Source organism: Fodinicurvata fenggangensis DSM 21160 (genome assembly GCF_000686045.1).
GTDB classification, from domain to species: Bacteria; Pseudomonadota; Alphaproteobacteria; order Kiloniellales; family DSM-21159; genus Fodinicurvata; species Fodinicurvata fenggangensis.
This window is the reverse complement of the sequence record NZ_JMLV01000010.1, coordinates 91,482-117,794: the sequence shown is the minus strand read 5'-3', so window position 1 is coordinate 117,794 and position 26,313 is coordinate 91,482. Positions and strand designations below refer to the sequence as shown.

General features: G+C 63.4%; 27 protein-coding genes. 13 read left to right on the top strand and 14 right to left on the bottom strand.

All coding sequences use genetic code 11. From position 1 onward, the window contains the following. Nucleotides 1-14: 14 nt before the first annotated feature. The 4 genes from BP38_RS0113830 to BP38_RS0113815 are packed head-to-tail and all read right to left on the bottom strand — an operon-like array spanning nt 15 to nt 3,435. Complete coding sequence (locus BP38_RS0113830) at nt 15-383, bottom strand: DUF6285 domain-containing protein (protein ID WP_026988214.1); 369 nt, start codon at nt 381-383, stop codon at nt 15-17. Next, nucleotides 380-1,447: a phosphotransferase family protein gene (locus BP38_RS20745; RefSeq protein WP_211250324.1), complete on the bottom strand. Its 1,068-nt coding sequence runs from the start codon at nt 1,445-1,447 to the stop codon at nt 380-382. Before BP38_RS20745 ends, BP38_RS0113830 begins: the two co-directional genes overlap by 4 nt. A 5-nt stretch (nt 1,448-1,452) precedes the next feature. Continuing rightward, nucleotides 1,453-2,652, bottom strand: coding sequence for an acyl-CoA dehydrogenase family protein (locus BP38_RS0113820; protein ID WP_026988213.1), 1,200 nt, complete (start codon nt 2,650-2,652; stop codon nt 1,453-1,455). A 12-nt stretch (nt 2,653-2,664) separates the two neighbouring features. Beyond that, nucleotides 2,665-3,435, bottom strand: a complete 771-nt coding sequence (locus BP38_RS0113815; RefSeq protein ID WP_026988212.1) for an SDR family oxidoreductase — start codon at nt 3,433-3,435, stop codon at nt 2,665-2,667. Nucleotides 3,436-3,655: 220 nt separating this feature from the next. On the opposite strand from BP38_RS0113815, the gene BP38_RS0113810 reads away from it, so the two are divergent. From BP38_RS0113810 to BP38_RS0113790, 5 genes are all read left to right on the top strand, one after another. Next, complete coding sequence (locus BP38_RS0113810; protein WP_051609375.1) at nt 3,656-4,879, top strand: ABC transporter substrate-binding protein; 1,224 nt, start codon at nt 3,656-3,658, stop codon at nt 4,877-4,879. A gap of 74 nt (nt 4,880-4,953) precedes the next feature. Next, nucleotides 4,954-5,820 (top strand): branched-chain amino acid ABC transporter permease, encoded by an 867-nt coding sequence (locus tag BP38_RS0113805; RefSeq protein WP_026988210.1) that lies wholly within the window; start codon nt 4,954-4,956, stop codon nt 5,818-5,820. After that, complete coding sequence (locus BP38_RS0113800; RefSeq protein ID WP_035725301.1) at nt 5,817-6,767, top strand: branched-chain amino acid ABC transporter permease; 951 nt, start codon at nt 5,817-5,819, stop codon at nt 6,765-6,767. Before BP38_RS0113805 ends, BP38_RS0113800 begins: the two co-directional genes overlap by 4 nt. Nucleotides 6,768-6,770: 3 nt before the next feature. Next, entirely contained in the window at nt 6,771-7,550 is a 780-nt protein-coding gene (locus tag BP38_RS0113795; protein WP_026988208.1) for an ABC transporter ATP-binding protein, read from the top strand. Then, nucleotides 7,547-8,254 (top strand): ABC transporter ATP-binding protein, encoded by a 708-nt coding sequence (locus BP38_RS0113790; protein WP_026988207.1) that lies wholly within the window; start codon nt 7,547-7,549, stop codon nt 8,252-8,254. Before BP38_RS0113795 ends, BP38_RS0113790 begins: the two co-directional genes overlap by 4 nt. 4 nt (nt 8,255-8,258) lie before the next feature. Here BP38_RS0113790 and BP38_RS0113785 read toward each other — a convergent pair whose 3' ends face one another. Continuing rightward, the gene (locus tag BP38_RS0113785) at nt 8,259-9,158 is read right to left on the bottom strand and encodes a VOC family protein (protein ID WP_026988206.1); all 900 of its coding nucleotides are present in this window, start codon (nt 9,156-9,158) and stop codon (nt 8,259-8,261) included. 159 nt (nt 9,159-9,317) lie between these two features. Here BP38_RS0113785 and BP38_RS0113780 point away from each other — a divergent pair, with 159 nt between their 5' ends. Next, entirely contained in the window at nt 9,318-9,737 is a 420-nt protein-coding gene (locus tag BP38_RS0113780) for an HIT domain-containing protein (RefSeq protein ID WP_026988205.1), read from the top strand. Then, complete coding sequence (locus BP38_RS0113775) at nt 9,734-10,642, top strand: pseudouridine-5'-phosphate glycosidase (RefSeq protein WP_026988204.1); 909 nt, start codon at nt 9,734-9,736, stop codon at nt 10,640-10,642. The genes BP38_RS0113780 and BP38_RS0113775 overlap by 4 nt, the downstream gene beginning before the upstream one ends. A gap of 5 nt (nt 10,643-10,647) precedes the next feature. On the opposite strand, the gene BP38_RS22905 is transcribed toward BP38_RS0113775, so the two are convergent. The 6 genes from BP38_RS22905 to BP38_RS0113745 form a co-directional block, all read right to left on the bottom strand. Beyond that, on the bottom strand, nt 10,648-10,818 hold the full coding sequence (locus BP38_RS22905) for a hypothetical protein (protein WP_169737838.1): 171 nt from the start codon (nt 10,816-10,818) through the stop codon (nt 10,648-10,650). Between the two features lie 2 nt (nt 10,819-10,820). Further along, complete coding sequence (locus tag BP38_RS0113765; RefSeq protein ID WP_026988203.1) at nt 10,821-12,191, bottom strand: amidase; 1,371 nt, start codon at nt 12,189-12,191, stop codon at nt 10,821-10,823. Further along, nucleotides 12,181-13,599 (bottom strand): TRAP transporter large permease, encoded by a 1,419-nt coding sequence (locus BP38_RS0113760; RefSeq protein WP_026988202.1) that lies wholly within the window; start codon nt 13,597-13,599, stop codon nt 12,181-12,183. The genes BP38_RS0113765 and BP38_RS0113760 overlap by 11 nt, the downstream gene beginning before the upstream one ends. A gap of 65 nt (nt 13,600-13,664) precedes the next feature. After that, the gene (locus BP38_RS0113755) at nt 13,665-14,267 is read right to left on the bottom strand and encodes a TRAP transporter small permease subunit (protein ID WP_026988201.1); all 603 of its coding nucleotides are present in this window, start codon (nt 14,265-14,267) and stop codon (nt 13,665-13,667) included. 89 nt (nt 14,268-14,356) lie between these two features. Next, nucleotides 14,357-15,553, bottom strand: a complete 1,197-nt coding sequence (locus BP38_RS0113750; protein WP_081816678.1) for a TRAP transporter substrate-binding protein — start codon at nt 15,551-15,553, stop codon at nt 14,357-14,359. Nucleotides 15,554-15,800: 247 nt separating this feature from the next. Then, nucleotides 15,801-16,766 carry a 2-hydroxyacid dehydrogenase gene (locus tag BP38_RS0113745; protein WP_026988199.1) on the bottom strand — a complete coding sequence of 322 codons (966 nt, stop codon included), beginning with the start codon at nt 16,764-16,766 and terminating at the stop codon, nt 15,801-15,803. A gap of 113 nt (nt 16,767-16,879) precedes the next feature. Here BP38_RS0113745 and BP38_RS0113740 point away from each other — a divergent pair, with 113 nt between their 5' ends. Next, a complete protein-coding gene (locus BP38_RS0113740) occupies nt 16,880-19,336 on the top strand; it encodes a ligase-associated DNA damage response DEXH box helicase (protein WP_245602415.1) in 2,457 nt (818 codons plus the stop codon). A gap of 106 nt (nt 19,337-19,442) precedes the next feature. Here BP38_RS0113740 and BP38_RS23345 read toward each other — a convergent pair whose 3' ends face one another. Continuing rightward, on the bottom strand, nt 19,443-19,658 hold the full coding sequence (locus BP38_RS23345; RefSeq protein ID WP_155992448.1) for an excalibur calcium-binding domain-containing protein: 216 nt from the start codon (nt 19,656-19,658) through the stop codon (nt 19,443-19,445). 429 nt (nt 19,659-20,087) lie between these two features. On the opposite strand from BP38_RS23345, the gene pdeM reads away from it, so the two are divergent. Beyond that, nucleotides 20,088-20,813, top strand: coding sequence for a ligase-associated DNA damage response endonuclease PdeM (gene pdeM / locus BP38_RS0113735; RefSeq protein ID WP_051609374.1), 726 nt, complete (start codon nt 20,088-20,090; stop codon nt 20,811-20,813). Here the strand turns inward: pdeM and BP38_RS20740 are convergent. Further along, a complete protein-coding gene (locus BP38_RS20740; RefSeq protein WP_051609373.1) occupies nt 20,765-21,442 on the bottom strand; it encodes a cation efflux transmembrane domain-containing protein in 678 nt (225 codons plus the stop codon). The genes pdeM and BP38_RS20740 overlap by 49 nt on opposite strands. Before the next feature lie 126 nt (nt 21,443-21,568). On the opposite strand from BP38_RS20740, the gene BP38_RS0113725 reads away from it, so the two are divergent. Further along, a complete protein-coding gene (locus BP38_RS0113725) occupies nt 21,569-22,030 on the top strand; it encodes a MerR family transcriptional regulator (protein ID WP_026988196.1) in 462 nt (153 codons plus the stop codon). On the opposite strand, the gene BP38_RS0113720 is transcribed toward BP38_RS0113725, so the two are convergent. Continuing rightward, nucleotides 22,031-22,510, bottom strand: coding sequence for a fasciclin domain-containing protein (locus tag BP38_RS0113720; protein ID WP_051609372.1), 480 nt, complete (start codon nt 22,508-22,510; stop codon nt 22,031-22,033). It abuts the gene before it with no gap. Between the two features lie 177 nt (nt 22,511-22,687). Between BP38_RS0113720 and BP38_RS0113715 the strand changes: the two genes are divergently transcribed. From BP38_RS0113715 to BP38_RS0113705, 3 genes are read left to right on the top strand one after another with little or no spacing between them, the layout of a single operon-like run. Further along, on the top strand, nt 22,688-24,130 hold the full coding sequence (locus BP38_RS0113715) for a cryptochrome/photolyase family protein (RefSeq protein ID WP_026988194.1): 1,443 nt from the start codon (nt 22,688-22,690) through the stop codon (nt 24,128-24,130). Continuing rightward, the gene (locus BP38_RS20735) at nt 24,130-25,458 is read left to right on the top strand and encodes an NAD(P)/FAD-dependent oxidoreductase (RefSeq protein ID WP_035725299.1); all 1,329 of its coding nucleotides are present in this window, start codon (nt 24,130-24,132) and stop codon (nt 25,456-25,458) included. Before BP38_RS0113715 ends, BP38_RS20735 begins: the two co-directional genes overlap by 1 nt. 8 nt (nt 25,459-25,466) lie before the next feature. After that, the gene (locus tag BP38_RS0113705) at nt 25,467-26,273 is read left to right on the top strand and encodes a DUF1365 domain-containing protein (protein WP_026988193.1); all 807 of its coding nucleotides are present in this window, start codon (nt 25,467-25,469) and stop codon (nt 26,271-26,273) included. The last annotated feature ends 40 nt before the right edge of the window (nt 26,274-26,313 follow it).

Here is a 26,313-nt window from a genome sequence, read left to right as displayed (position 1 = left end):
CCTTCCGATCCACTTTAGCGGCCTGCATCGAATGCGGCCAAATACTTCGGATTGGCGCGTGCCAGCCGGTCCCGCGTATCCTCGACCAGCGCCCTGTACAGCGGATCGGCCGTGGCAGGATCATCCCAGGTGCCGGCCCGGATCGCCCCAGCCAGCGAAGCCGCGCCCCCCTGCTCGCCCCCCAGGGCCAGCAGGCGTGCCTCCTGGCGCAGCGGCAGGGCGTCCGTGCTGTCGCTCAAGGCCCGTTCGGCCAGCCCCATGGCGCTCAACACCATCAGCATGTCCAGGCGCCTGTCGTCCGGTACGGCCGGCAGAATCTTGTCCTTGAGCAGGGATCGCGCGGTCGCCAGCAGCGCCGCTGCATCGGGCCGGTCCGGGGTCATGCCGCTGTCTCCGCATCAACATGGCCAGGAAGCGCCTGTCCCGGCGCGGTCATGTTCAGAATCTCGATCTCGATTTCCGGCAGGCGCAGGCCGATCAGTCCCAGCTCCAGCGTCGCCTCCTCGCCGCTCAGGTAGCGGTCCGTCTGCTGCAAGGCGATCACGGCCCAGCGCAGGTGGGCAAAGACCTCCCACCAATAGACCTTTGCCGGATCGATAACGCGTCCGCTTTCCGCGCAATAACCGCGGTAGAAGGACTCCCGGCTGCCGATGCCGCCCGCCGGCCGGTCGCGCCGGCCGAAGCGCCAGCACATGGCACAGAACCACCCGATGTCCTCATGCGGGTCCGACCAGCCGGAAAACTCCCAGTCGAGAATGCCCGTCAGCCCGGTTTCGTCCACCATGTAGTTGCCGGTGCGGTAATCCCGGTGGGCCAGGACAACCTCCTCGTTCTCGGGCAGACGCAGGTGGAGCCAGCGCAGGCCCCACTCCAGGGCGAGCTGTGCGCCGTCGACGGCATCGACATAGCCATACAGGGTGCGAAGCTGGTGGGGGGCCGGCGCGTCTTCCGGCAGGTCGAGAAAGCCGAAACTGTGGGTCGTGGGCGTGATCGTGTGGATGCGTGCCAGTTCCCGGCCCAGCGTCTCGGCCAACTGCTCCCTGTCGCCGCCGGCCAAGGACTCGTCCTTCACCACCTTCTGCCCCACGGCCGTGCCCTCCACGCGGCGCATCAGGCAGAAGTCCTTGCCCAGCACGCTGTAGTCCCGGCTGTGATGGAGCGGTTCGGGCACGCGCACGCCGGCCTGCCAGGCGGCCTGGAGCAGTTCGAACTCCTCCAGGCGAGAATGACTGACGGCCACCCCGCTCGCACTGTCCGTGCGCAGCACCAGGGCATGGTTGCCGCCGCGCGGTCCCCCGCTGACCTCGACGTCCAGGGCCCAGTTCTCCTGTATGGCGCCGCCCGACAATTTCTCGTGCGCCGTCACCTGGACCTGCTGCGCGCCAAAAGCCTCGGTCAGGTGGTCTTCCAGTCTCGAGAGCTGCGCATCGTCCAGGTGCATCGCCATCGCCTTCAGACTCCCCAGCGCCAGAACTCCTGGCCTTCTTCGCGCAGGAAGCGGTTCAGCACCGTCTTGTGCACCTCGGACGCTCCGTCGACCAGCCGGGCCTGACGCGCATAGCGATAGATCCATTCCAGAACCGTGTCCTTGGAGTATCCGCGCGCGCCGTTGAGCTGGATCGCCGTGTCGACGGCCTGGTGTAGGGCGTCGGCCACCTCGATCTTGGCCATGGAGATCTGCTTGCGCGCCTTGTCGCCCTGGTCGAGGGTCCAGGCCGCGCGCATGGTCAGCAGGCGGCCGATCTCGATGCGCATGGCCGCCTCGCCCAGCTGCATCTGCACCGATTCCCGCTCCACCAGTTTCGTTCCGAAGGCCTCGCGCTCCTCGACATAGTCGCGGGCGATCTGCAGGGCGCGCTGCGCCAGGCCCAGCCAGCGCATGCAATGGGTCAGGCGCGCCGTACCCAGGCGGATCTGGGTGGCCTTCAGCCCATCGCCCACCTCCATCAGACGGTTCTCGTCGGGAATCTCCAGACCATCGAACAGCAGTTCGCAGTGCCCGCCATGCTCCTCCGGCCCCATGATTGGGATCCGCCGGACGATCTCCCAGTTGGGATCGTCGCGATGGAACAGGAAAGCCGTCAGCCCCTTGCGCGTGTCATCGGAGGTGCGCGCCACCAGGATGAAATGACTGGCCACCTGCGCCCCCGTGATGAACCACTTGCGCCCTGTGACACGCCAGTGATCGCCATGCCGCTCGGCGGTCGTGCGGATCATCGAGGGATCGGAGCCGCCGCCGGGGGCGGGCTCCGTCATGACGAAGGAGGAACGAACCTGCCCGTCGACGATGGGCTGCAGCCAGCGGCTTTTCTGATCCGCGCGCGCCACCTTCTCCAGCAGGATCATGTTGCCGTCATCCGGCGCCGCGCAGTTGAAGCAGACGGGGCCGAAGATCGAGTGATTGGCCGCCTCGTAGAACGCGGCCATGGCCTGCACGTTCAGGCCGAGACCACCGCGGCTCTCCGGCATCTGCGGCGCCCAGAGGCCGGCTTCCTTCGCCTTCTTCCGCATACGCTCGAGCAGCGGCCCGGCGATATTCTCGTGCGCGTCATAGCTTTCCGAATCAGCTTCCAGGGGCAGCAGCTCGGTCTCGACGAAACTGCGGACCCTCTGGCGCAGGGCTTCGACATCGTCCGGCAGGGCAAAATCCATGGGAGTTTTCTCCTAGAGCGCGTTGACCGAATGACCGCCGTCGACCGGAATGACCGCCCCCGTCATGTAGGTCGAAGCCGCGTCACAAAGCATCAGCAGCGGCGCATCCAGGTCCGAAAGCTGGCCGAGCCGGCGCTGCGGCACGCGCTTGATCAGCGCCTGCCCGCCCTCGCTGGCGAAGAATTCCCGGTTGAGGTCCGTTTCGATGTAGCCCGGAGCAAGGGCGTTCACGCGGATGCCATGGCGGGCCCACTCCACCGCCAGCTGGCGCGTCATCTGCGCCAGGCCCGCCTTGGAGATTGCATAGGGGCCAACGGCCCCCGCCGGGCGAAGTCCCGTGATGGAGGCGATATTGATCACCGTCCCGCCCTTGCCGGCCTCCACCATTTTCTCAGCAACCGCATTTGCGAAGAACCATGCACCCTTCAGGTTCGTGTCGAGCACGCTGTCCCAATGCTCTTCCGTGACCTCCAGGGCCTTGGCGGTCTCGACCGTGCCTGCATTGTTGATCAGGCCATCGGGCACCCCTGCACTTTCGACAATATTGGCAATGGCGGCACGTATGGCAGAGACATCGCGGATATCCGCTTCCGCTACCACGGGGGCCGTTCCCGTCTGGGAGGCCAGCTTACTGGACAGAGCCTCCAGCTTGCCCCGTCGACGGGCCACCAGAGCCACCTGTGCGCCGGCACTCGACAACACCTCCGCGAAATGTGCGCCAAGACCGCTCGAGGCGCCGGTTACGACAAAAAGCCTGCCAGTAAGGTCACTTGATAGAGTCATTGGAACGTACCTTGCCCTCCTTCACTTCCGTGGACAAGATCGCAACAGGGAATGAAGACCAATACTCTGCGTTCTCCGGCGCTGCCGGCCTGCATTGAGGCAAACTTGCAATACTTGCAGGAAATACGTACGGTTTTAAGCGATGGTCGGCGCATGACGTAGACCAAAAATAAGCGTGGACCACCACAAAATAATAATTTTTTTGGGGAGGAACGCACAAATGATTACACGAATAACGACGCCGCTCGGTGCGGCAGTTGTCGGTGCCGGCTTGACGCTTGGCGCAACTGCTTCGGCACAAGAACCAATCAGCATTGGCGCAATCTACATCCTCTCGGGTGTCGGTTCGACCTATGGCGAGTTTGCCCAGAACGGCGCCAATCTCGCCATTGATGAAATCAACGAGGACGGCGGTGTGCTGGGCCGCCCGCTGGAGATCACCTTCGAGGACAGCCAGCTCGAGGCACAGGCGGCGATCCAGGCAATGCGCAAACTGGTCTATCAGGACGGCGTGGATGTGCTGATGGGGCTCGACTCAAGCGGTGTCGCCACCGGGGTGGTGCCGGTGGTGCCCGAGGTCGAGACGCCGTTCATCATTACCCATGCGGCGACACCCGATGCCACCGGCAAGCTGTGCAATGAGTGGACCTACCGCAACAGCGTCAACATCCCGCAGAACATCAAGGGCGCGGCGATCATGGCGGACGAGAGCGGGGCGAACAGCTGGACCACCGTCGGCCCCGACTACGCCTTCGGCCACCAGTCCTGGGAATATTTCCAGCGCTATCTCGGTGAACTCAACCCGGATGCAACCTTTTCCGACGATCCTTCATTTCCAGCCTTTGGAACCGAGGACTTCACGCCGTTCATCAATACGGTGATTTCGAACCAGCCGGACGGCGTGTTCATTTCGGTCTGGGGCAGCGATCTTGTGAACTTTACGCGCCAGGCCAACGATCTCGGCTTCTTCGACGAGGATTTCGAGGTCCTGATGTCGCTTGGTGCCGCAACCGAGGTGCTCAGTGCTCTTGGCGAACAGATGCCCACCGGCATCACGGTCGGCACGCGCTATTGGTACGGCGCCTACGACAACGAGATGAACAAGGCCTTCGTCGAGGCCTATCGCGAGCGTCATGAAACACCGCCAAGCTATAACGCCCAGAATGCCTATTCTGCGGTCTATGCCTACAAGGCCGCCATCGAGAAGGCTGGAGAAGTCGACAAGGTCGCGATCCGCGATGCACTCAAGGGCATGAGTTACCAGGCGCCCATGGGTGAGGTGCGCTTCCGTGAAGGCGACAACCAGGCCCTGGTTGGCCCGACCTACGGCGTCACGGCGGAAGACCCCGACAGTGAACTGCGTCTGCTCGATCCGCAGCGCAACTTCGCGGCCGAGGACGTGACGCCGCCTCTGTCCGAGACCGGCTGCAATCTCGGCGGATAGCTCCGCTTATGCCGGCGGCGACCTGCTGTCGCCGCCGGCTTCCCTGCCCCGTTCGCCGTCAGCCTGGAGGTCCCGTGGAGAGTTTCATCGCCGCGCTCATGAACAGCCTGGCTCTGGGAATGCTGCTGTTTCTCATCGCCATCGGCCTCAACATCATCTTCGGCGTTCTCAACATCATCAACTTCGCGCATGGCGCACTCTATATGCTGGGCGCCTACATCACCTATACCGTGGCAGTGCTCACGGGGGTGAGCTTTTGGATTGCGCTCTTCGCCGCCCCGCTCATCGTGGCCGCCATCGCTGTGGTCATCGAGCGGGTGATGCTGCACCGGATCTATGATCGACCTATCACCGACAGCCTGCTCCTGACTTTTGCACTGCTGCTCATCATCGACGAAACGGTCCGCTGGATCTGGGGCAGCACGATCCACGTTGTCGACCCGCCCGCAAGCCTGAGCGGCACGGTAAGACTGCTCGGGATCCAGCAACCGGTCTATGGCCTCTTCGTGATCGCCATGGGTCTGATCGTCGGTCTTGGCCTCTGGGGCTTCTTCTCGGGGACAAGGGCCGGCAGGGTGATGCGGGCAGCGGCCATTGATCGGAAGATGTCCAGGCTGGTGGGCATCGACGTACCTCTGGTGTTCACCGCGGTCTTTGCCTTTGGGGCTGGAATCGCGGGATTCGGCGGTGCCATTGCCGCACCGATCCGCGCGATCAGCCCGGCAATGGGCGCCAACATCATCGTCGAATCCTTCATCGTTGTTGTGATCGGCGGGCTCGGCAGCTTCCCCGGCGCCTTTCTCGGGGCGCTGATCCTTGGAGCGATCAACGGCTTCGGCTCACGCTATCTGCCTGAACTCAACCTCGTGATGCCCTACATCGGGATGGCCCTGGTGCTGCTGCTGAAACCACAGGGCCTGATGGGGAGGACCGCATCATGAGCCGTCGGGCCGGGCTGATAACAGCCTTGATCGCGGTCATTCTGGTGGCCTTGTGGTTCCTGCCCGCCTGGGCGCCCTATTTCTACATCTTCGTCGCCGCGGAAATCCTGATCCTGGGCCTGTTCGCCGCCGGGTTCAACCTGGTGTTCGGCTATACCGGCATGCTCAGCCTGGGCCATGCCGCCTTCTTTGGTTTCGGTGCCTATGTAACGGCGATGCTGCTTCTGCACTTCGACACGCCGCTTGCTTTCGCCTTGATCGCCTCGCTTGCGGGCGGGGGACTGCTCGCCCTTGTGATCGGCTTCTTCTGCGTGCGCTTGACCGAGGTCTATTTCACGATGCTGACGCTGGCATTCGGGATGATGGTATTTTCCGTAGCCCAACAATGGCGCAGTTTCACCGGCGGTTCGGATGGCATCACCGGTTTTGCCGTCGGCTCGTTCGGTCTTGGTCTGGACCTTACGCTCGGCAATCCCGCGGTGTACTACCAACTGACTCTGGTCATCGTGACGCTGGCCGGCTTATGTCTCTATCTCATCACCATCTCGCCCTTCGGCCTGATCCTCCGCGCGATGGCCGAGAACCCCGAGCGCGTGGCGTTTACCGGCATTCCCGTGCGGCGCTATCGGCTTTACAGTTTCGTAATCTCGGGCGCCTTCTCCGGGCTCGCCGGCGGGCTCTTCGCCCCCTTCACGCGGGTTGCTTCGCCGGAAACGTTGCACTGGTCTCAATCAGCCGAACCGGTGCTCATGAGCATTCTCGGAGGCTCTGCAACCTTCCTCGGCCCCTTCATCGGCTCCGCGATCTTCGTCCTGCTCGAAACCTGGATCACCAGTTTCACCGACCGCTGGATGCTGTTCCTGGGCATCGTGCTGGCCCTCATGGTGATGTACCTGCGCCGCGGCCTGCTGGGCACGGCGCTCGACCGGCTGACGAAACGGGGGTGAGCCATGGCTGAACAGAACACCCCCATTCTCTCCACCGATGCATTGACCAAGCGTTTCGGCGGGCTCACTGCCGTCGATGGCGTGTCGATCGCCCTCAACGAAGGCGAAATCGTCGCGCTTATCGGACCCAACGGCGCCGGCAAGACGACATTCTACAACATGGTCTCGGGCCGCATGACGCCAACCTCGGGTCAGGTGCTGTTTCACGGCTCTGACATTGCCGGCAAACCGCCACACGAGATCGCACGCGCCGGGATCGGACGCTCCTTCCAGATCACAAATGTCTTCAACGAGCTGACGGTGCGCGAGAACGTCCAGGTCGCACTGGTCAGCCACCGGGGCAAGAGTCTCCGCCTGTTTGCCGTCCTCGGCATGGACAGGGCACTCCGCCGCGAAGCAGACGAGATCCTGGCCCGGCTCGGACTGGAAAGCATGGCCGAACTGCGTACGGGCACTCTGTCGTATGGTGACAAGCGGCTCCTGGAACTCGCCATCGTGCTTGCCATCGAACCGGAGATCGTGATGCTGGACGAGCCGACAGCCGGGCTCACGCCGGAAGAGACCAGGGCGGTCATCGAGCTGATCCGGAACCTGCGCGCTGAACGCCCCTATACCTTCTTCATCACCGAACACGACATGGAGGTGGTCTTCGGCCTCGCCGAGCGGGTGCTGGTGATGCACCGCGGCCAGCTCCTGGCCACGGGCGCACCCGAGGAAGTCCGCCAGAACCCCGAAGTGCGTCGCGCCTATCTTGGCGACGAGGAGGAGGATTCGGCGGCATGATGCTCGAGGTCTCGGATATCCACACCTTCTACGGTGAAAGCCGGGCGTTGTCGGGCGTCAGCCTGTCCGTGGACGAGGGCGAGACCGTTTGCCTTCTCGGACGCAACGGCGCCGGCAAGACGACGACCCTGTCTTCCATCGTCGGCATCGTGCCGCCAAGCCAGGGCACGGTCCACTTCCGCGGCGAGGACATCACGCGACGACCGGCGCATGCCATCACACGCATGGGAATCTGCCTGGTGCCGGAGGACCGGCGAATCTTCGGCGACCTGAGCGTGGCCGAGAACCTGGAAGTCTCGCTCTACCGCGGCCCGCGACAGGCCACTTGGTCGCTCGAGCGGGTTTACGACGAATTTCCGGTGATCGCGGAGTTCAAGGATCGGCCCGGCAAAACCCTGTCCGGTGGCGAGCAGCAGATGCTGGCGATCGCACGGGCCCTGGTCGGCCAGCCGGAACTCCTGCTGCTGGATGAGCCGAGCGAAGGCCTGGCGCCGGTGATCGTCAACCAGATTGGGCGGCTGCTTTCCAGCCTATCGGCGAGCACGACGATCCTGTTCACCGACCAGAACCTCGCGTTTGCTCTCAAGCATGCCGAGCGCTGCTATATCCTGGCCAAGGGTGAAGTGGTCCATGAAGGCCCGGCCGCGGCCTTGCGCGACAACCCGGAACTGCAGGAGCGTTACCTCTCCGTGGCGGCAAGCTGAGGCCTTACAGTGACTCGATGCTGCCGGTTCGGCCCATGCGCGGGTCGGGTATAGCCCCCCAATAGTCCATGTTCTCCGGCGCGAACGGAAGGGTGCGCGGCGGGCGCGGGTCCGCCTCGGGAAAGGTTTCCATGCCGAAGCTGTACTCCACGGTCAAGCCGTCCGGATCCAGGAAATAGAGGAACATGGACTCTGATGGCGGATGCCGCCCCGGCCCGAAGACGATGGGGGCGTCGTTCTTCTGCATCCGCCAGAAAGCCTTGCCGATGTCATCAACGTCCGTGACCATGAAATTCACGTGATGGAAATGATTGCGTCCGGAATGCGCAAGGCCCAGCGAATGGTGCAGCGGATTGGGGAAGCAGCGCATGAAGGTGATTGCCTCCTCGATCCGGTCCGAGGCGCGGAAATTCAGCTGCTCCAGGAAGAATCGCTCGGCCCGTGCATGATCCGCCGCACCAAGCACCACATGACCGAGGCGTTCGATCTTGGTGACAGTGGCCTCGAACGGCGTGGTGGCCTGTTCGAAGGAATGGAAGTATTCAAGGGTGGCGCCGGTATGCGGCTCGACCACGCGGAAGGCGTCTTCTACGCCCAGGCAGGCAGCCTCTTCACGCCCCACATCGTGGGTGGCCAGCTCCAGGCTTTCGAGATGCCGCCGCACCCGAGCCAGGTCCTCGGGGCTTTCCATTTCCCAACCAATACGGCGCAGGCCCGGTTCCGAAGCCTGGTGCAGGATCAGGTCGTGGTGACGTGGGCTGCAGCGGAACAGCCATTCCCCCTCGCCCGCCTCTCCGGCAGGCTGCAGGCCCACGAGGTCGCGGTAGAATTCGGACGAAGTTTGCAGGTCGCTGACGTTCAGGGCGACATAGCCCAGACGACGATAGCGGAAATCCAGTGTCATTCAGCCTCCCGGGGTCTTGCAGCCGACATTGCATCCTGGGGCAACATAACCACACGACAGGGTTGCAGGGAAGCCCGGGTTCTAAGCAGCTTTTTCGTTGCACCTGAACGGCAATGCTGGAACTTTTGACGAACCCGCAAAACTGCAAGGAGCCGTCACATGAGCGAGAGCTTCGAACTGCATCCGGACCTGGCACGCGACGGCATCGAGGTGATGGACCTGAGGCTTTCGCGCCTGCTGCTGATGAACGATGCGGCCTGGCCCTGGCTGGTGTTGGTCCCGCAGCGACCGAACAAGAAGGACTTTCACGACCTGGATCCCATGGACCAGTACCGCGTGTGCGATGAGATCACGATCTGCTCCCAGGCGCTGAGCCGTCTGTTCAGTCCGGACAAGGTGAACGTGGCCGCCCTGGGAAACATGACGCCGCAGCTGCACATCCATGTCATAGCCCGCTTCAGCGACGATCCCGCTTGGCCGGGTCCGGTCTGGGGCAAACAGGCGATGCAGCCCTATCCGGCTCACCAGTTGGAGGAACGCGTGAAAGCTCTGCATCAGGAACTGAAGCATCCGCTGTGAGCGTCCCTCTCGACATAGATCCGCAGGTGGCCGAGACCCTGCGGCAAGGCGGTCCCGTCGTGGCCCTGGAGTCCACCGTCATCGCCCATGGCCTTCCCTGGCCGGGCAACCTGGAAACCGCGCAGGCCATGGAAGCCCAGGTGCGCGAAGCCGGCGCCGTACCGGCCACCATTGGCTTGATTGCTGGGCAGGCGATCGTCGGAATGAGCGCGGATCAAATCGAAGGCTTTGCCCGTGAGGGCGGCTCCATGGCCAAGCTGGGCAGCCGCGACCTGGGCCCGGCAATGGCGCAGGGACTGGACGGTGCCACTACGGTCTCAGCCACCGCGCGCCTGGCAGCCTTGGCGGGAATCGGGATCTTTGCGACGGGCGGCATCGGCGGCGCGCATCGCGACTGCAACCAGACCTTCGACATCTCGGCTGACCTGATGGAGCTTTCCCGCAGTCCGGTCGCCGTGGTGGCCTCGGGCGCCAAGTCCATCCTGGACCTGCCGCGCACATTGGAAATCCTGGAGAGTCTCTCGGTGCCGGTGGTGGGCCTGGGGGGCCGGGAATTTCCCGCTTTCTATGCGGTCGGCAGCGGCCTTCCCCTGGACCACAGTGTTGGAGGCGCCCGGGACGCGGCAGAGCTGCTGCGGGCTCATTGGCAGGTCAGTTCGGGAGGATTGCTGCTCGCCCAGCCGGTCCCGGAGGCAGCCGCACTGTCCGGGACACAACTGGACGGCTGGATCGAAAATGCACTTCAGGATGCCACGCGCGAAAACATGTCCGGCAAGGCTGTCACGCCCTTCCTGCTTTCGCGGTTGCACGAGATGAGCGCCGGCGCAACCCTGGCCGCCAACCGAGCCCTCTTGCTGTCCAATGCCGCAATGGCCGGTCGGATTGCGGCAGCCTGGGCGGCGTAGAACGCTTACATCTCCGAGTCGGGCTTGCCCGAGTGCTTCCAGAAGTCCCAACCTGCCAGCAACAGCGTTATCAGGACCACCACGATAAGATCGATGTGTGGAACCCCGATCACCAAGACGCCAAGGAAGCCCAAAAGAACCAGGTAGGCCACCAGGGCCATAATTCGATCCGTCATTCTCAAGCCTCCTGAAGTTCGGGGGATGCCACCTGGAGTGCCAGCCAGCGGGCCGTGCGCAGCAAGCGGGCGTCATCTCCCTTGCGTCCAATCACCTGTACGCCCATGGGCAGGCCGTTCTCCGCTTCAAGAAGCGGTATGGTGACGGCCGGCAAGCCACAGAGTGTCCAAAGGCCATTGAACACGGAACTGCCCGTATACTCCAGACCCTCTGGTGCCGGCGTCGGCGTGGAGGGGGTCAGGATCACGTCGCAACGCTCGAAGACTTCAGCCAATCCTGCATTCAACACATCGGGCCAGTCCAGGGCAGCGATGTAGTCTCGCGCGGGCACAGCCTTACCCTTTTCCATCGCTTCACGCAGCTTGTCCGACAACCGATCCCAGCCGCGTCGTTCATAGCTGTAGTAGCACTTCGCCATTTCGGCAAAGTTGATCCGCTCACGAATCGCAGGGGCATCACTGAACACGTTTGGCAGCGGAGCTTCGAAGCAGCCCTCCCCCAAAAGATCCGTGAACTCCTTCATCGCCATCTGTGTCTGGGAATCGGCTTCGTCCCATCCGGGCGGACGCACGAACCCGACCATCGGCGTGACCGGAGGATCCGATTTTGCAATCTTCAGCATGCGTGGCGGAGGGGTCAAATCGGTTGCCTTGTCCGCCTCGTCATGACCAAACAGGCAATCGCTGAGCAGGGCGGCATCCTGAAGGGTTCGCGCGAAGATGCCAACTGTATCCAGACTCGGGGATTGGGCCAGGATACCGCTGCGCGGAATCGCCCCGAAACTGGGCTTGAAGCCGACCACGCCACAATAGGCGGCAGGACGAACAACCGAACCATCGGTCTGTGTGCCAATGGCCAGCGGCACCATGCCAGCGCCGACCGCCGCCGCAGATCCCGACGAGGAACCGCCCGGTGTATGCTTGGGATTGTGCGGATTGCGCGTCTTGCCGGGCTGGCGATAGGCCAGCTCGGTGGCCACCGTCTTGCCCATGATGATCGCACCGGCCGCCTTCAGCCGTTCGACGACATAGGCGTCCTTGACCGGTACCCGCCCCTCATCGATGGGCGTCCCGTTCTCGGTCGGAATGCGCCGGGTGTCGATGATGTCCTTCAAGGCCACCGGCAGGCCATGCAACGGGCCGGGGGCACGCCCCGTACCGCGATACTTGTCCAGGGCCGCAGCCTGTTCAAGGACATGATCGCTGTCCAGCCAGGCCCAGGCCTGGACCTCGCCCTCGCGGGCGGCAATCCGGTCCAGGAAGCCCTGCGCCACGTCCACGGCCTTCAGCTCGCCCTTGACCATTCGGTCCCGCAGCTCGACCGCACTCAGATCGAGCTTGGGGTCCACTTTGTTTTGTGTCTTAGCGGCCATAGAACACCTGCGGCAGATGGAAGACGAGCTCGTTGAAGTTGTAGACCAGTGCCATGGCGACAAAGACCATGAAGAGGAATGGCAAGACCCCCTTGAAGATCTGTGTCAGCTGCACTTCGGGCGGCGCAATTCCTTTCAGGTAATAGGCCGACATGGCCATGGGCGGTGTCAGGAAACTGGTCTGCAGATTGAGTGCCACCAGGATGCCGAAGAACAGCGGATCGACACCGAACATCGGCAGCAGCGGCAGGAAGATCGGCACGAAGATGATGATGATCTCGGACCATTCCAGCGGCCAGCCCAGAAGGAAGATGATCAACTGTGCCAGCAGCAGGAACTGCAGCGGCGTCAGATCGAGTCCCTCGACGAACTGCGAGATCAGCTGCTCGCCGCCCAGATAGGAGAAGACCGACGAAAAGACGTAGGAGCCCACGAACAGCCAGCAGACCATGGCCGTGGTTCGTACCGTCAGGTAGACGGATTCCCGCAGGCGTTGGAAGGTCATCGCGCGGTAGACCACGGCCAGCAGCATGCCGCCGAGGGCGCCGACAGCCGCGGCTTCCGTGGGCGTGGCCAGACCGAAGAGAATCGAGCCCAGAACCGCCAGGATCAGGACGGCCAGCGGTAGGAACGAGGTCGCCAGCATCCACAGCAGCTTCCCGAAGGGAATATCCGGCACCTCCTCTTTGGTGGGCTTGGGCGCCACGCTGGGCTGTAGGATCGCACGGCCGACCACATAGGTTATGTAAAGTCCGACCAGCACCAGCCCAGGGAGCAGGGCGCCGGCGTAGAGGCGCACAATCGAAACGCCCGACGCAGCGGCATAGACGATCAGCATGATCGACGGCGGGATCAGGATGCCCAGCGTTCCGCCGGCACAGATGATACCGCTGGCAAAACTGATATTGTAGCGCACCTTCAACATGGCCGGTAGAGCCAGCAGGCCCATAAGGGTCACCACGGCGCCCACGATGCCCGTCGCCGTGGCGAACAGCATGCAGGTAAGCAGGGCCGCCACGCCCATGGAGCCCGGAACTCTCTTGGCCGCCACGTTCAGGGTCGAGAACAAGCGATCGACGATATTGGCCCGTTCGACGATGTAGCCCATGAAGAGGAACAGGGGAACCGCGGTCAGGACCTCGTTCGACATGACCGTATAGGTCTGGTTCACGAAGAGGTCGAAGATCCGACTGTTAAGCAGACCGTCGAACCAGGTCGTGACCGAGGTCCACCAGTCGGCATTTTCGTCCAGGCGCAGGTAATCGCGCCACATGCGGTTCGGTTCGAAATAGGCGTAATAGCCTACGAACATGCCCAGGGCCATCAGCGTGAAAGCGATGGGAAACCCCAGGAAAACCAGAATGATAAAGATGGCCAGCATCAACAGGGCGACTTGGGGATCAGTCACGTTCAGCGGCTCCGTTCAAAAGAAGGTCCTGGACATCAGGTGCGGCCTTGGCAGGCGCACCAGGCTCACAGTTTGTGCTTTTCACTGTCGTAGCCCGTCATTTCATGTTCCGGGCCGGAGTGCAGCAACATCTCCTCGGTCTCCTTCACGTCCTCTTCCGGCAGGCGCCAATAGCCTTCGCGCATGCAGAGGATACAGCGGAAAACCTGTGCGATTCCCTGTATGATCAGCAGGACCGCGGCAAGCGCCATGGCGGTCTTGAACTGATAGATCGGAACGCCGGCCGGGCTGTTCACGCTGACCTCGCCGTAGCTCCAGCTTCGCTCAGCATAGTCCCAGCCCCGGATCATCAGGGCCAGAATTCCGGGGAAAAAGAAGAAGACGTACAGGAACAGATCGACCACGGCCTGGGTCCGCGGCTTCCAGAGGCGATAGAGAAAATCGCCGCGCACATGCCCCCCACGGGACAGGGTGTAGGCCCCGCCAACCATGAAAAGGCTGCCATACATGATGAAAGAAACGTCGAGAGACCAGGTGGTCGGCGCATTCAGGAGATAGCGAACAAAGACTTCGTAGCTGACGCCAAACGTCATCAGGATGATCAGCCACCCGAAGCCCTTGCCAAACCAGCCCGAAAGCTTGTCAGCAAACTGAATGTACCAGAGCATAAATCCCTCGTCGCTTCATTCAAGCGGCTCCGGCATCGCTGGTTTGCAATGCCGGAGCCGGTCGTTCCACCTGTTTTTATCGGCTGGCCTTAGAGGGCCAGCTTGCCCGGGAAGAAGTGCTCATAGGCCAGAGCATAATCGGGCGCATTCATCAGCTCGTAGTAGCTGACCCGCTCGACCCATTCGCGCTGGCTGTCCATGATCCGCTTGTTGAGGTCATCCTCTTCCTCAAGCCGCTCGATCAGGACATCCCAAGCCTCGAGCTGGGCGGCCAGGATCTCTTCGGAAGTACGGTGTACGGTAACACCGTGCTCTTCCTGGATCTTCTGGAGGTCGGCCGAATAGTTGTCCATGGCCGAAGCGGTGTTGGACGTGGAGGCCGCCTCGACAGCGTGCTTGAGGATCGCCTGCAAGTCCGGATCGAGATCTTCGTAGAAATCCTTGTTGAAGATGAACTCGAAGCTCTCCGAAGCCTGGTGATAGGACGACAGGTAGTAGTTCTTGGCCACGTCTGGGGAACCGAAGCGAAGGTCCGACGACGGGTTGTTGAACTCGAAGGCATCGATCACGCCGCGTTCCATGGCCGGCACGATCTCACCGCCCGGCAGCTGGGCCACGGACATGCCCATCTCCTGCAGCAGGTCGGCTGCCAGGCCCACCGTGCGATAGCGGAAACCTTCGATATCCTCGACGGTGTTGACCTCTTCCTTGAACCAGCCAAAGGGCTGGGCAAACATCGGGAAGCCCATGAAGCCGATCACGTTCATGCCCAGGATATCCTGGGTCAGCTCGCGATAGAACTCGGCACCACCGCCCTGATAGAACCACGACAGCATGGTCGTGGCCGAGCCGCCAAACACCGGACCGGTGCCAAAGAAGGAAGCCGCCTTGTGCTTGCCATACCAGTAGACCGGCACCGAATGCGCGCAGTCGATCACGCCGTCATGCACGCCGTCCATCACCTGGAAGGCGCCGACGACCGCGCCGGCTGGCAGCAGGTCGACTTCGATACGTCCATTGGACATGTCCTGAACACGATCGACGAACTCCTGGGCGAAATCCATCCAGATGTCCGAGGACGGCCAGGATGTCTGCATGCGCATGACGATCGGGCTCTGGGCCAGCACGGCCGGAGCCGCGAAACCGGACGCAGCGGCCACACCGCCGGCCAGAGCGCCCTTGCTCAGGAACGAGCGGCGTGACGCATCCTTCGGCCCGGAAGCTGCCTCGGTCGACGCAACATCCGTCTCCCTTGAGACATTGTCCTTGGTTACTTTCTTGGTCATTAAAGTACCTCCCTTATACCTCTATATTTCAGAGTCGTTTTTTCCTGTGCAATCTTCGGGACTGCTGAGGCAGGAGTAAATCATAAAGTTGTTCGCTTAGAAAGACGGATCAGACACATTCTTGCCATTTCACTGATTTCACAATCGTATATGTAAATATATTATCTATATATTCCATAGAGTTGATATTGATGTTTTAATTATTATAACAGAAACCCTTTGGGCAGGAACACGGCTCTTGCGGGGCTCAATTCACTATATCACCGGGCTTTTGCCCCGCAAAATACGCGTCTAGATTGTCCAGTGCGCGGAATCCCATGGCATCCCGCGTCTCCTCCGTGGCCGATCCGATATGCGGCAACAGGAAGACGTTCTCCAGGGCGGCAATGTCCGGATTGCCCCCGGGTTCGGTCCGGAAGACATCCAGGCCGGCAGCAAAGAGCTTGCCGGATTTCAGCGCCGCGATCAGCGCCTCCTCGTCCACCAGGTTGCCGCGGGCCGTGTTCACCAGAATCGCCCGGTCCGGCAGTTTTTCCAGGGTTTCGGCATTGATGATATTCTGGGTTTCCGGGGTGGCCGGACAATGCAGTGACAGCACGTCGGAGACCGCAAGCAGGCTGTCCAGATCGGGGTGAAAGACTGCCCCCTTCTCCAGATGGTCCGGCAAGCGCGTACGATTGTGATAGTGCACCTCCATGCCGAATCCGCGCGCCCGCTCGGCCGTGACCTGGCCGACCCGGCCCATGCCCAGGACGCCGAATCGTTTGCCGGTCACCTGGCGGCCCACCATGAAAGCCGGCGACCAGAAATCCCAATTGCCCTGGCGGATCAGGCGGTCGCCCTCCGCACCCCGCCGGGCCGCCCCCAGCATACAGAGCATGGCGATTTCGGCCGTGGCGTCGGACAGCACATCCGGGGTGTTGGTAACCACAATGCCTTTCTCGCGGGCAGCCTTCAGGTCCACGTGATCCACACCCACCGAGTGATTGGCGATGACCTTCAGCCGGTCCGGAAGCTGTGCGATCACCTCGGCCGTGAACTGCTCCGAATGACAGGGCAGGACCGCGTCCACCTCCTGGCAACGCGCGATAAGCTCGTCGCGCGAGAAGACCTTGTCGTCCATGTTCAATATTGTTTCGTAGTCGCGCTGAGCCCGGGCATGCACGGCATTGGTCAGCCGACGGGTAATCAGCAGTACGGGTTTATCGGACATGGAACCTCCCTCATCCTCTTGTTTGGGTTTTCAGCCTGCAGACTAGACGGCTTTTCTCCGCTTGCCCACCCAATGGACTTGACGCAGCGCCAGCCTGCACCATGAAGAAAGGTATGATGCCGCCTGCCGAAACCAGTTCCTTCGATGAGGCCGAACTGCTGCCCCCGGGCTTTCGCACATGGTTCGCCGCGCGTGGCTGGCAGGCGCATTCCCATCAGCTGGAGATGATCTCCGCAGCGCGCGCCGGCCAGTCGGCCCTGCTGATCGCGCCCACGGGTGGCGGCAAGACGCTCGCCGGTTTCCTGCCCTCGCTGATCGAACTCGCGAACGCGCCCCATACCGGCCTGCACACCCTCTATGTCTCACCACTCAAGGCCCTGGCCGTGGACATCGAGCGCAACCTGGCGGCCCCGATTCGCGAGCTGGAGCTTGGAGTTGCCGTGGAGACCCGCAGTGGCGACACCCCCCAGGGCAAGAAACTGCGCCAGCGCTCCCGGCCGCCGCAGATGTTGCTGACCACACCGGAGTCGCTCGCCCTGATGCTGAGCTATCCGGACGCACCCGAGATTTTCGGCAGCCTGCGCTGCATCGTCCTGGACGAACTGCACGAACTGGTGACCAGCAAGCGCGGCGACCTGCTGTCCCTCGGCCTGGCGCGGCTCGGCAGCCTGGCGCCGCAGGCCCGGCGCGTCGGCCTGTCGGCCACGGTCCACGATCCCGACAGCCTGCGCGCCTGGGTTTCGGCAGAGGCCGACCCCGCGGATGCCAGGGTGCGACAGGTCCACGGCATGCCGGCGGAAAGGCCCGAGGTGGAGATCCTGACCACCCGCGAGCGCCTGCCCTGGTCCGGGCACATGGCGCTTCACGCCATGCCCGAGGTCTATGAGCGCATCCAGCAGGCGCACACCACGCTGGTCTTCGTGAACACCCGTGCCCAGGCCGAGCTGGCCTTCCAGGAACTCTGGCGACTCAACGACAACGCCCTGCCCATCGCCATGCATCACGGCAGCCTGGCGGTGGAGCAGCGCCGACGCGTCGAGGCCGCCATGGCCCGTGGCGAGCTGCGCGCCGTGGTCGCCACCTCCTCGCTCGACCTGGGCATCGACTGGGCGGCGGTGGACCTGGTGATCCAGGTGGGCGCACCCAAGGGTGCCGCCCGGCTGCTGCAGCGGCTGGGTCGCGCCAACCACCGCCTGGATGCGCCCAGTCGCGCCCTGCTGGTGCCCGGCAACCGCTTCGAGGTGCTGGAATGCCGCGCCGCCCTGGACGCCATCGAGGCGCAGACCCTGGACGGCGACCCGCCGCGCCAGGGCGGCCTGGACGTGCTGGCCCAGCATATCCTGGCCACGGCCTGCAGCGGTCCCTTCGATGCCGAGCAGCTCTACGCGGAGGTGCGCAGGGCCCCGCCCTATGCAGCACTCCCGCGCAAGGATTTCGACGACGTTCTCGCCTTTGTTGCCCATGGTGGCTACGCCCTGCGCAGCTACGAGAAGTACCGGCGGCTGAAGACGGACAAGCAGGGCCGATGGCGCGTCGCCTCGACCCAGCAGATTCGCCGCTATCGCCTGAACGCCGGCGTCATCGTCGACGCCCCGACCCTCAAGGTCACATTGGGCCGCGGCCGCGTGCTGGGCGAGGTCGAGGAGTACTTCGCCCAGGGGCTTCAGCCGGGCGACACCTTCGTCTTCGCAGGCCAGTTGCTGAAGTTCGAGCGCCTGCGCGAGAACCGCATGGAGGTCTCGAGTGGCGGCAGTGGCGAGCCCAAGGTGCCGGCCTACATGGGCGGGCGCCTGCCGCTGTCTACCCATCTGGCCGAGCGGGTGCGCGGCCTGCTGGAAGCGCCCGATCGCTGGCCGACCCTGCCCGCGGCGGTTTCGGACTGGCTGTCACTGCAACGCCACCGCTCGCTGCTGCCGCCCGGCGACGGCCTGCTGGTGGAGAGCTTCCCGCGCGGCGGCAAGGCCTTCACCGTGGCCTACTGCTTCGAGGGGCGCAACGCGCACCAGACCCTGGGCATGCTGCTGACCCGGCGCATGGAGCGCGCCGGTCTGCAGCCTCTGGGCTTCGTCGCCACCGACTACGTCATCGCCATCTGGAGCCTGCAGCCGGTGGAGGACGCCGCCGCCCTGTTCGACCAGGACATGCTGGGCGACGACCTGGAGGAATGGATGGCCGAATCCTCCCTGCTGCGCCGCACCTTCCGCAACGTCGCCGTGATCGCCGGCCTGATCGACCGCCGCGCCCCGGGGCAGGAGAAGACGGGCCGACAGGTCACCTTCAACTCGGACCTGATCTACGATGTGTTGCGAAAGTACGAGCCCGACCACGTCCTGCTGCGCGCCACCCGTGCGGATGCGGCCAGTGGCCTGACCGACATCGGCCGGCTGTCCACCATGCTGACCCGCGTCCAGGGACACATTGACCATCGCCGCCTGAAACGCATCTCGCCACTGGCCGTTCCGGTCCTGCTGGAAATCGGCCGCGAGCGCGTGGCCGGAAGCGCCGAGGAGGCCCTGCTGGAGGAGGCCGCCGAGGAGATGATCGCCGAAGTCATGAAGGGCACCAACTAGGAATTACCCATGCTCCGGAGCGTCTCATCAATCTCTTAAGACACGCCTTTCCTCTTCGCTCTGCTTAGAACCAAGAAGGGCTATCTAAGGGTCTCGCCGGGTCATCCTAACGGGCAGTGAAAGGCTCGCAGGCAATGCCATCACGGTCCCGATCGTGACGCCGGTAATAGCCGGGAGTACCTCGCTTGGCTGGTGCCAGGCCCACCCATCGAGCGGCAGTGCAATTGGGAGCCGCTGCGAAATGCTTGCCGACCGTTAGCAGGGACCAGGGAGAAAGCCGATCAAACGTAGCATACACCCCACCCGCAAAAGCACCGAACATCAAGCCTAACACCAGAGATAATGCGGCGCTTCGCAGGCGTTTGGGGCGCTCGAGGCGGTTCGAAACCCGTTCGAACTTGCGACGAAGCTTGAAAAGGTTTCGATGCTCCGTTCGATCTCGAGAACGCAGTTTGCCGTCGTTGAGCGGTGGGAGCGCACGAACCATGGGATGAGACCCTACACTGATCTATAGACAATCCATGGTTAGCACACCGACATGGCTGATAAGTTAACGTCCCCGACCGAAAACACTCAGCTACAATGGTTCACACTGCGTAGTGATACACAGTATTGCAGCCTACCAGACTCTCCGGAGCTAGTACTGCTTCGATATTCCGACAATAGGGTCTTCCTACGGCCGACGAATTGAAGGGCTCCTGAACCACGACAAGGCTGGTCGACTCCCCCTTTGTACAACTAGGATGCTCGCATGCAGCAAGCCTTCGATTTCCCCGAAACTGTAGAGTTGGGCAGCTTTCGCTTCAACGGGGCCGACCTGGTCACCGATCCCTCCGGCGCGCTATGGTGGCCGGCGGAAGGCTGCCTGGTGGTGGCCGACCTGCATCTGGAAAAGGGCTCGTCCTTCGCCGCCCGCGGCAGCTTCCTGCCCCCCTACGACAGCCGTGAAACGCTGGCGCGCCTGCAGGCGGTGCTCGCACGGCGCCAGCCGCAACGCGTGATCTGTCTGGGCGATTCCTTCCATGACAGACAGGCAGGCGAACGCCTGGATGCGGCGGAACGGGAAAGACTGAAGGCGCTGACTCGCGCCCACGACTGGATCTGGATCGCCGGCAATCACGACCCGGAGCCGCCGCGCGAACTGGGCGGAGAGGTGACGGCCGAGGTGGAGATGCGCCGGCTGGTCTTTCGGCACGAAGCCGAAGCGCGGAGAGAGGATCGCGGCGAGGTCTCGGGCCACTACCACCCCAAGGCCGCGGTGCGCGTGAAAGGCCGGCATTTTTCCCGGCCCTGCTTCGTATTCGACGGGAGCCGGCTGATCCTGCCGTCCTTTGGAGCCTACACCGGTGGCCTGGACGTCTTCGCGCCGGCGCTCCGCACTCTTCTGGCCCCGGACTTCCGGGTGCGCCTGATCGACGGGCGCAAGGTCTACGGCTTTTCCTCGGAAATGCTGGAGCCGCTCACCGTTTCTGCCTGAGCGGCGCCGGCCTCCTGGCCGGCATGGCGCCATTCGCCCAAGGCCTGGCGCAGGATGGACCAGGCGGAGGACAGGAAGATCGCTCCCATCAGGCCGCCGACGACCAGGTCAGGCCAGGCCGTACCGCTGGCCCAGACTCCGCTGGCCGCCAGCAGGACCGCCAGGTTGCCGATGGCATCGTTGCGGCTGCACAGCCAGACGGAGCGCACATTGGCATCCCCCTCGCGGAAGCGGAACAGCAGCAGCGCACAGAAAGCATTGACCGCCAGCGCCACCAAGCCGACCGTCCCCATGGTCATGGCATCCGGGGTACCCAGGACGAAAACCCGATAAAGGGCGCCGGCGAGGATGAAAAGCCCCAGCGCCGCCAGGGTGAAGGCCTTGAAGAGCGCCGCTCCGGCACGTACGCGCAGGGCGCTCCCGATTACGGCCAGACTGATGCCGTAGGTCAGCGTATCCCCCAGGAAATCGCCTGCATCGGCCAAGAGAGCCAGTGAACCGGCGGCAACGCCGGCGACGATCTCGACGGCAAACATCAGGCCGTTCAGGCCCATGACGGTCCAGAGGACTCGCCGGAAGGCCTTCGAGTTTCCGTCAAATTCCGTTGCACAGTGATGGCAGCCCGCCAAAACAGTCTCTCCTGCACCCCTCCGGCTCAGACCATCCGGGGCGTCATCTTGATAATCTGCGAATGATTCACAAGATAGGAGCTACAGCCACTGTAGGTTCAAGGGATTTTTTTTCGGGAGGCCAAGATGACGGCCGCACAGCTTTCCATTGGCGACCTGGCGCGCGACAGCGGCGTCAAGGTTCAGACCATCCGCTATTACGAGACCATCGGCCTGCTGCCTGTGGCCGAGCGCTCGGCCGGGAACCAGCGACGTTACAGCGAAGCACACCGGGAGCGCCTGCGCTTCCTGCGTCACGCCCGCGAGCTGGGGTTCACCCTGGACCAGATCCGCAGCCTGCTGAGCCTCAGCGAAAGCCCCGACATGCCCTGTGAGCAGGCCGACCGCATCGCGCGCGAACACCTGGAAACGGTGGAACAGCGCCTGGAACGCCTGAAAACCCTGCAGACCGAATTGCAGCGCATGCTGCGCCAGTGCGCTGGCGGCAAGGTCGAGGACTGCCGCGTCATCGAGGTGCTCTCGGATCACACCCTCTGCGCCACCGAGCATGGGCATCGGGAAGTTGCAGAGACGCCCGCCGAAACCTGATCAGTCCGCGTCCTCCTCCCCCAGTACGCGGTTCAGGGGACGAATGGAGCCGTTGTCGGCACTGACTTCCCCATCGATCTCGGCCTCGCGGACACGCGGCGTTTCGCCTGGCTCGATCGTCAGGCGTTCTCCCTCCATGGTCTCGACCTCCTGGGTCCCCTGGCTCATGTCGATCTCGCCCTTGATGATATGACGGGACAGCAGCGAGAAGGTTTCCTTCTTGTTTTCCGGATCCAGCATAGCCTCCACACGTTCCGTCGGCAGGCGGCGAAAGGCGTCGTCGGTCGGTGCCAGTACCGTGAAGGGACCATTGCTTTTCAGCACCACGACCAGACCCACGGTCTGCGCCGCCGTGATGAAAGTCCTGAACCGTCCGTCGGTCAGGGCCGTATCGATGATGTCGGCCGCCCGGGCCTGGGCCGGCATGAGAAGGGCCAGCGATATGAACGCGGCCAGGAAACTACGGGTCAGGATCTTCATGGGAGTGTCCTTGTTCAAGAGGCAGAGGTCGCTGGGACTTGCCTAAAATAGGGCGGAATTATGAGGTACCCCGGATCAGGAAACAACCGAATGCCCCGGAACGACTGGTCCCCCTGATCCAGTGTCCGGTTTTCTTCGTAATTCTCCTGACAACCCAAACGCCGGAAAAGTTCCCGCATGAGTGAAAATGCGCCCACGATTGTCTGGTTCCGCCAGGATCTGAGGCTAGCCGACAACCCGGCCCTCCGCCACGCCGTCCAGCGGGGCGGGCCTGTCGTAGCGCTGTTCATCCTGGAGGATTCGGACGCCGGCGCATGTGCACCTGGAGGGGCCAGCCGCTGGTGGCTGCATTCTTCTTTGGCTGCTCTGGCCCATGATCTCCGCACCTGCGGCAGCGAACTGATCCTGCGCCGCGGCCCTGCCCAAAAGGTCCTTTCCGAAATCGTCCAGGCCAGTGGCGCCAGGGCGGTTTACTGGAACCGCTGCTACGAGCCCTGGCGGATCGCCCGCGACAGCCGGATCAAGCAGGGACTGCAGGATCAGGGTCTTGACGCGGAAAGTTTCAACGCCGCCCTGTTGTTCGAGCCCTGGACCGTAGCCACCGGCAGCGGCACCCCCTTCAAGGTCTTCACGCCCTTCTGGAAAGCCGTGCGCGAACGGCCCGTTGACCGCCCCGAGCCTGCGCCGCCGCAGCTCCCGCCGGCAAGCGGCCTGGCCTCGGACCGACTGGAAGACTGGGGGCTGTGCCCCACCCGACCGGACTGGGCCGGCGGCCTGCGCGAAACCTGGCAACCAGGCGAAGCGGGCGCCCGGGCACGCCTCGTCGATTTCCTGGATCACGGCCTGGGCGATTACGGGACACTCAGGGATTACCCGGCGCGGGCGGCCACCTCGCGCCTGTCCCCCCATCTGCATTGGGGAGAGATCGGTCCACGCCAGGTCTGGCACGCAACACAGCACCGCATAGAGCAGGAGGATCTGAGCACGGCCGGCTGGAAGTTTCTCAGCGAAATGGGCTGGCGCGAGTTCTGTCACCACCTGCTCTATCACTGGCCCAGCCTGCCGGACGAGAACTGGCGCACGGCCTTCGACGCCTTCCCCTGGTCCACCTCCGAAGACCACCTGAAGGCCTGGCAGGCCGGGCAGACCGGCTATCCCATCGTCGATGCCGGCATGCGCGAGCTCTGGCACACCGGCTGGATGCACAACCGCCTGCGCATGATCGTCGGCTCGTTCCTGGTCAAGGACCTGCACCTTCACTGGAAGGCGGGCGAGGCCTGGTTCTGGGACACGCTGGTGGACGCCGATCTGGCGAACAATGCGGCCGGCTGGCAATGGATCGCCGGCAGCGGGGCGGATGCCGCCCCCTTCTTTCGCATCTTCAATCCCGTTACCCAGTCGGAAAAATTCGATCCAAAGGGCGAATACCTGCGTACATGGTTACCAGAGATCGCGGCGCTGCCCGATCCCTACATACACAGGCCCTGGCATGCACCCGAAGAGGTGCGCCGGCAGGCCGGCGTAGTCCTCGGGGGGAATTACCCCTGCCCCCTGGTGGACCACGCCCAGGCCCGCCGGGCGGCCCTGGAGGCCTTCCAGACAATCAAGAAGGATCAGTAATGCGCATTGCCATTGTAGGCGCCGGGATAACGGGTCTCTCCGCGGCCTGGCTGCTGTCCCGCCGACATGAAGTCACGCTGTTCGAGGCGGAAGACCGCTTGGGCGGGCACAGCAACACCGTGTCGTTCCAGGAAGACGGTCGCAGCATCGACGTCGATACCGGATTCATCGTCTACAACGAGTTGAACTATCCAAACCTGGTGGCCCTCTTCGACCACCTTGGCGTGGCCAGCGAGCCCAGCGACATGTCCTTTGCCGTTTCGGCCGACAACGGTGCGTTCGAGTATGCCGGCAGCCTGCCCGGCCTGATCGCCCAGAGGCGCAACCTGCTGCGCCCACGCTTCTGGCGCATGACGCGCGAGATCCTGCGCTTCTATCGCGAGGCCGAGCAGTTCCTGAACGCTCCCGACCCGGCTTTGACCATCGCCGGCTACCTGGATCGCGAAGGTTACAGCCCGGACTTCCGCCGCGACCACCTGCTGCCCATGGCGGCCGCCATCTGGTCCTCGTCCTTCAAGGAAATACAGGACTTCCCCGCTGTCAGCTTCCTGCAATTCTTCCGCAACCACGGCCTCTTGAAGCTCAAGGACCGCCCCCAGTGGCGCACCGTCAGCGGTGGCAGCCGCAGCTACGTGGACCGCCTGTCCGCGGCCGTCGAGGGCCAGATACGCACAGGCACGGCGGTCCAGCATCTGGAACGCACCAACCATGACCTGCGCTTGACCCTGGCCAATGGGAAACAAGCTGGCTTCGACCAGGTTGTCCTGGCCTGCCACGCCGACCAGGCGCGTCGCATCCTGGGCCATCAGGCCAGTCCCATGGAGGGCGTCCTGCTGAACGCCTTCCGCTATGAGACAAACCGCGCCGTCCTGCACCAGGACAGTCGCCTGATGCCCCGCAATCGCGGGGCCTGGGCCAGCTGGAACTACATTTCAAGCGGCCACACGCGCCAGGACAAAGCCGTCAGCATCACCTACTGGATGAACCGCCTGCAGAACCTGCAAAGCCGCCGCCCGGTGCTGGTCTCGCTCAACCCCGCCACGGAACCCGATCCACAGCTGGTCATCGGCGAATACAGCTACAGCCATCCCCTGTTCGATTCCGCAGCCATCGCCGCCCAGCGAGACCTGTCCGCCATCCAGGGGCAGGACCGTGTCTGGTTCTGCGGCAGCTATTGCGGCTACGGCTTCCACGAGGATGGATTGCAGGCCGGGTTGGCCGTGGCCGACGCGCTCGGCTGTCCGGCCCCCTGGGCACGACAGGTGCCAACCCACTCGCCGGCGCTGGAGCATGCCTCGCCCGAACCCTTTCCCATGGCCGCGGAGTAGGCGCCATCATGTCCTTCGCTTCCGCGCTCTATTTCGGACAGGTCATGCACAAGCGGCTCAGGCCCTTCGGGCATCGCTTCGTCTATCGCATCTTTCAGCTCTGGCTGGACCTGGATGAGTTGCCTAAGCTTGGCCACCGGCTGCGCCTCTTCTCGCACAACCGCTTCAACCTCTTCAGCTTTTACGACCGCGACCATGGTGCCCGCGACGGCGGCGCGCTGCGTCCCTGGATCGAAGCGCGCCTGGCAGAGGCCGACATCGACCTGGAGGGCGGTGCAGTCCGCCTGCTCTGCTTCCCGCGCATTCTCGGCTATGTCTTCAATCCGCTGACCCTCTGGTTCTGCCACCATCGCGACGGAAGCCTGCGCGCCGTGCTCTACGAGGTGCGCAACACCTTCGGCGACAAGCACGGCTACCTGATTCCCGTAGAGCATTCGCCGGGCCCGGGCGAAGCCCTGCAGCAGTCTTGCGACAAGGCCTTCCACGTCTCGCCCTTCATCCCCATGCAGGCGCGCTACCGCTTCCGCCTGCCCCTGCCCGATGCGCGACTATCCGTCGTGATCCGCCAGTCGGTGCCCGAGGGCGAGCAGCTGGTGGCCGTGCAGAGTGCCCGGCGGCAGGTCCTTTCGGACCGCAAGCTGCTGCGGGCCTTTTTCACCTATCCCCTGCTGACCCTGAAGGTGATCGGCGCCATTCACTGGCAGGCCCTGCGCCTCTGGTTGAAGGGCGCGTCCTTCCACCGCCGGCCCCAGCCACCGGTGGAGGCTGTCAGCCTGGTTTCACAGACCCCCGATGGGAGACATTCGGATGAGTGACGCTTTCGGCGAAACGCAAAACAGTTCGGTGGTGCTTCCC

What these genes read in the sequence shown, in the direction of transcription:
- BP38_RS0113830 (WP_026988214.1), bottom strand. Translation starts at nt 383, where the DNA reads ATGACCCCGGACCGGCCCGATGCAGCGGCGCTGCTGGCGACCGCGCGA.
- BP38_RS0113745 (WP_026988199.1), bottom strand. Translation starts at nt 16,766, where the DNA reads ATGTCCGATAAACCCGTACTGCTGATTACCCGTCGGCTGACCAATGCC.
- BP38_RS0113810 (WP_051609375.1), top strand. Translation starts at nt 3,656, where the DNA reads ATGATTACACGAATAACGACGCCGCTCGGTGCGGCAGTTGTCGGTGCC.
- BP38_RS20745 (WP_211250324.1), bottom strand. Translation starts at nt 1,447, where the DNA reads ATGGCGATGCACCTGGACGATGCGCAGCTCTCGAGACTGGAAGACCAC.
- BP38_RS0113780 (WP_026988205.1), top strand. Translation starts at nt 9,318, where the DNA reads ATGAGCGAGAGCTTCGAACTGCATCCGGACCTGGCACGCGACGGCATC.
- BP38_RS0113725 (WP_026988196.1), top strand. Translation starts at nt 21,569, where the DNA reads ATGACGGCCGCACAGCTTTCCATTGGCGACCTGGCGCGCGACAGCGGC.
- BP38_RS0113815 (WP_026988212.1), bottom strand. Translation starts at nt 3,435, where the DNA reads ATGACTCTATCAAGTGACCTTACTGGCAGGCTTTTTGTCGTAACCGGC.
- BP38_RS22905 (WP_169737838.1), bottom strand. Translation starts at nt 10,818, where the DNA reads ATGACGGATCGAATTATGGCCCTGGTGGCCTACCTGGTTCTTTTGGGC.
- BP38_RS0113705 (WP_026988193.1), top strand. Translation starts at nt 25,467, where the DNA reads ATGTCCTTCGCTTCCGCGCTCTATTTCGGACAGGTCATGCACAAGCGG.
- BP38_RS0113795 (WP_026988208.1), top strand. Translation starts at nt 6,771, where the DNA reads ATGGCTGAACAGAACACCCCCATTCTCTCCACCGATGCATTGACCAAG.
- pdeM (WP_051609374.1), top strand. Translation starts at nt 20,088, where the DNA reads ATGCAGCAAGCCTTCGATTTCCCCGAAACTGTAGAGTTGGGCAGCTTT.
- BP38_RS0113800 (WP_035725301.1), top strand. Translation starts at nt 5,817, where the DNA reads ATGAGCCGTCGGGCCGGGCTGATAACAGCCTTGATCGCGGTCATTCTG.
- BP38_RS0113765 (WP_026988203.1), bottom strand. Translation starts at nt 12,191, where the DNA reads ATGGCCGCTAAGACACAAAACAAAGTGGACCCCAAGCTCGATCTGAGT.
- BP38_RS20735 (WP_035725299.1), top strand. Translation starts at nt 24,130, where the DNA reads ATGCGCATTGCCATTGTAGGCGCCGGGATAACGGGTCTCTCCGCGGCC.
- BP38_RS0113790 (WP_026988207.1), top strand. Translation starts at nt 7,547, where the DNA reads ATGATGCTCGAGGTCTCGGATATCCACACCTTCTACGGTGAAAGCCGG.
- BP38_RS0113750 (WP_081816678.1), bottom strand. Translation starts at nt 15,553, where the DNA reads ATGACCAAGAAAGTAACCAAGGACAATGTCTCAAGGGAGACGGATGTT.
- BP38_RS0113740 (WP_245602415.1), top strand. Translation starts at nt 16,880, where the DNA reads ATGATGCCGCCTGCCGAAACCAGTTCCTTCGATGAGGCCGAACTGCTG.
- BP38_RS0113755 (WP_026988201.1), bottom strand. Translation starts at nt 14,267, where the DNA reads ATGCTCTGGTACATTCAGTTTGCTGACAAGCTTTCGGGCTGGTTTGGC.
- BP38_RS0113715 (WP_026988194.1), top strand. Translation starts at nt 22,688, where the DNA reads ATGAGTGAAAATGCGCCCACGATTGTCTGGTTCCGCCAGGATCTGAGG.
- BP38_RS23345 (WP_155992448.1), bottom strand. Translation starts at nt 19,658, where the DNA reads ATGTTCGGTGCTTTTGCGGGTGGGGTGTATGCTACGTTTGATCGGCTT.
- BP38_RS0113785 (WP_026988206.1), bottom strand. Translation starts at nt 9,158, where the DNA reads ATGACACTGGATTTCCGCTATCGTCGTCTGGGCTATGTCGCCCTGAAC.
- BP38_RS0113720 (WP_051609372.1), bottom strand. Translation starts at nt 22,510, where the DNA reads ATGAAGATCCTGACCCGTAGTTTCCTGGCCGCGTTCATATCGCTGGCC.
- BP38_RS0113820 (WP_026988213.1), bottom strand. Translation starts at nt 2,652, where the DNA reads ATGGATTTTGCCCTGCCGGACGATGTCGAAGCCCTGCGCCAGAGGGTC.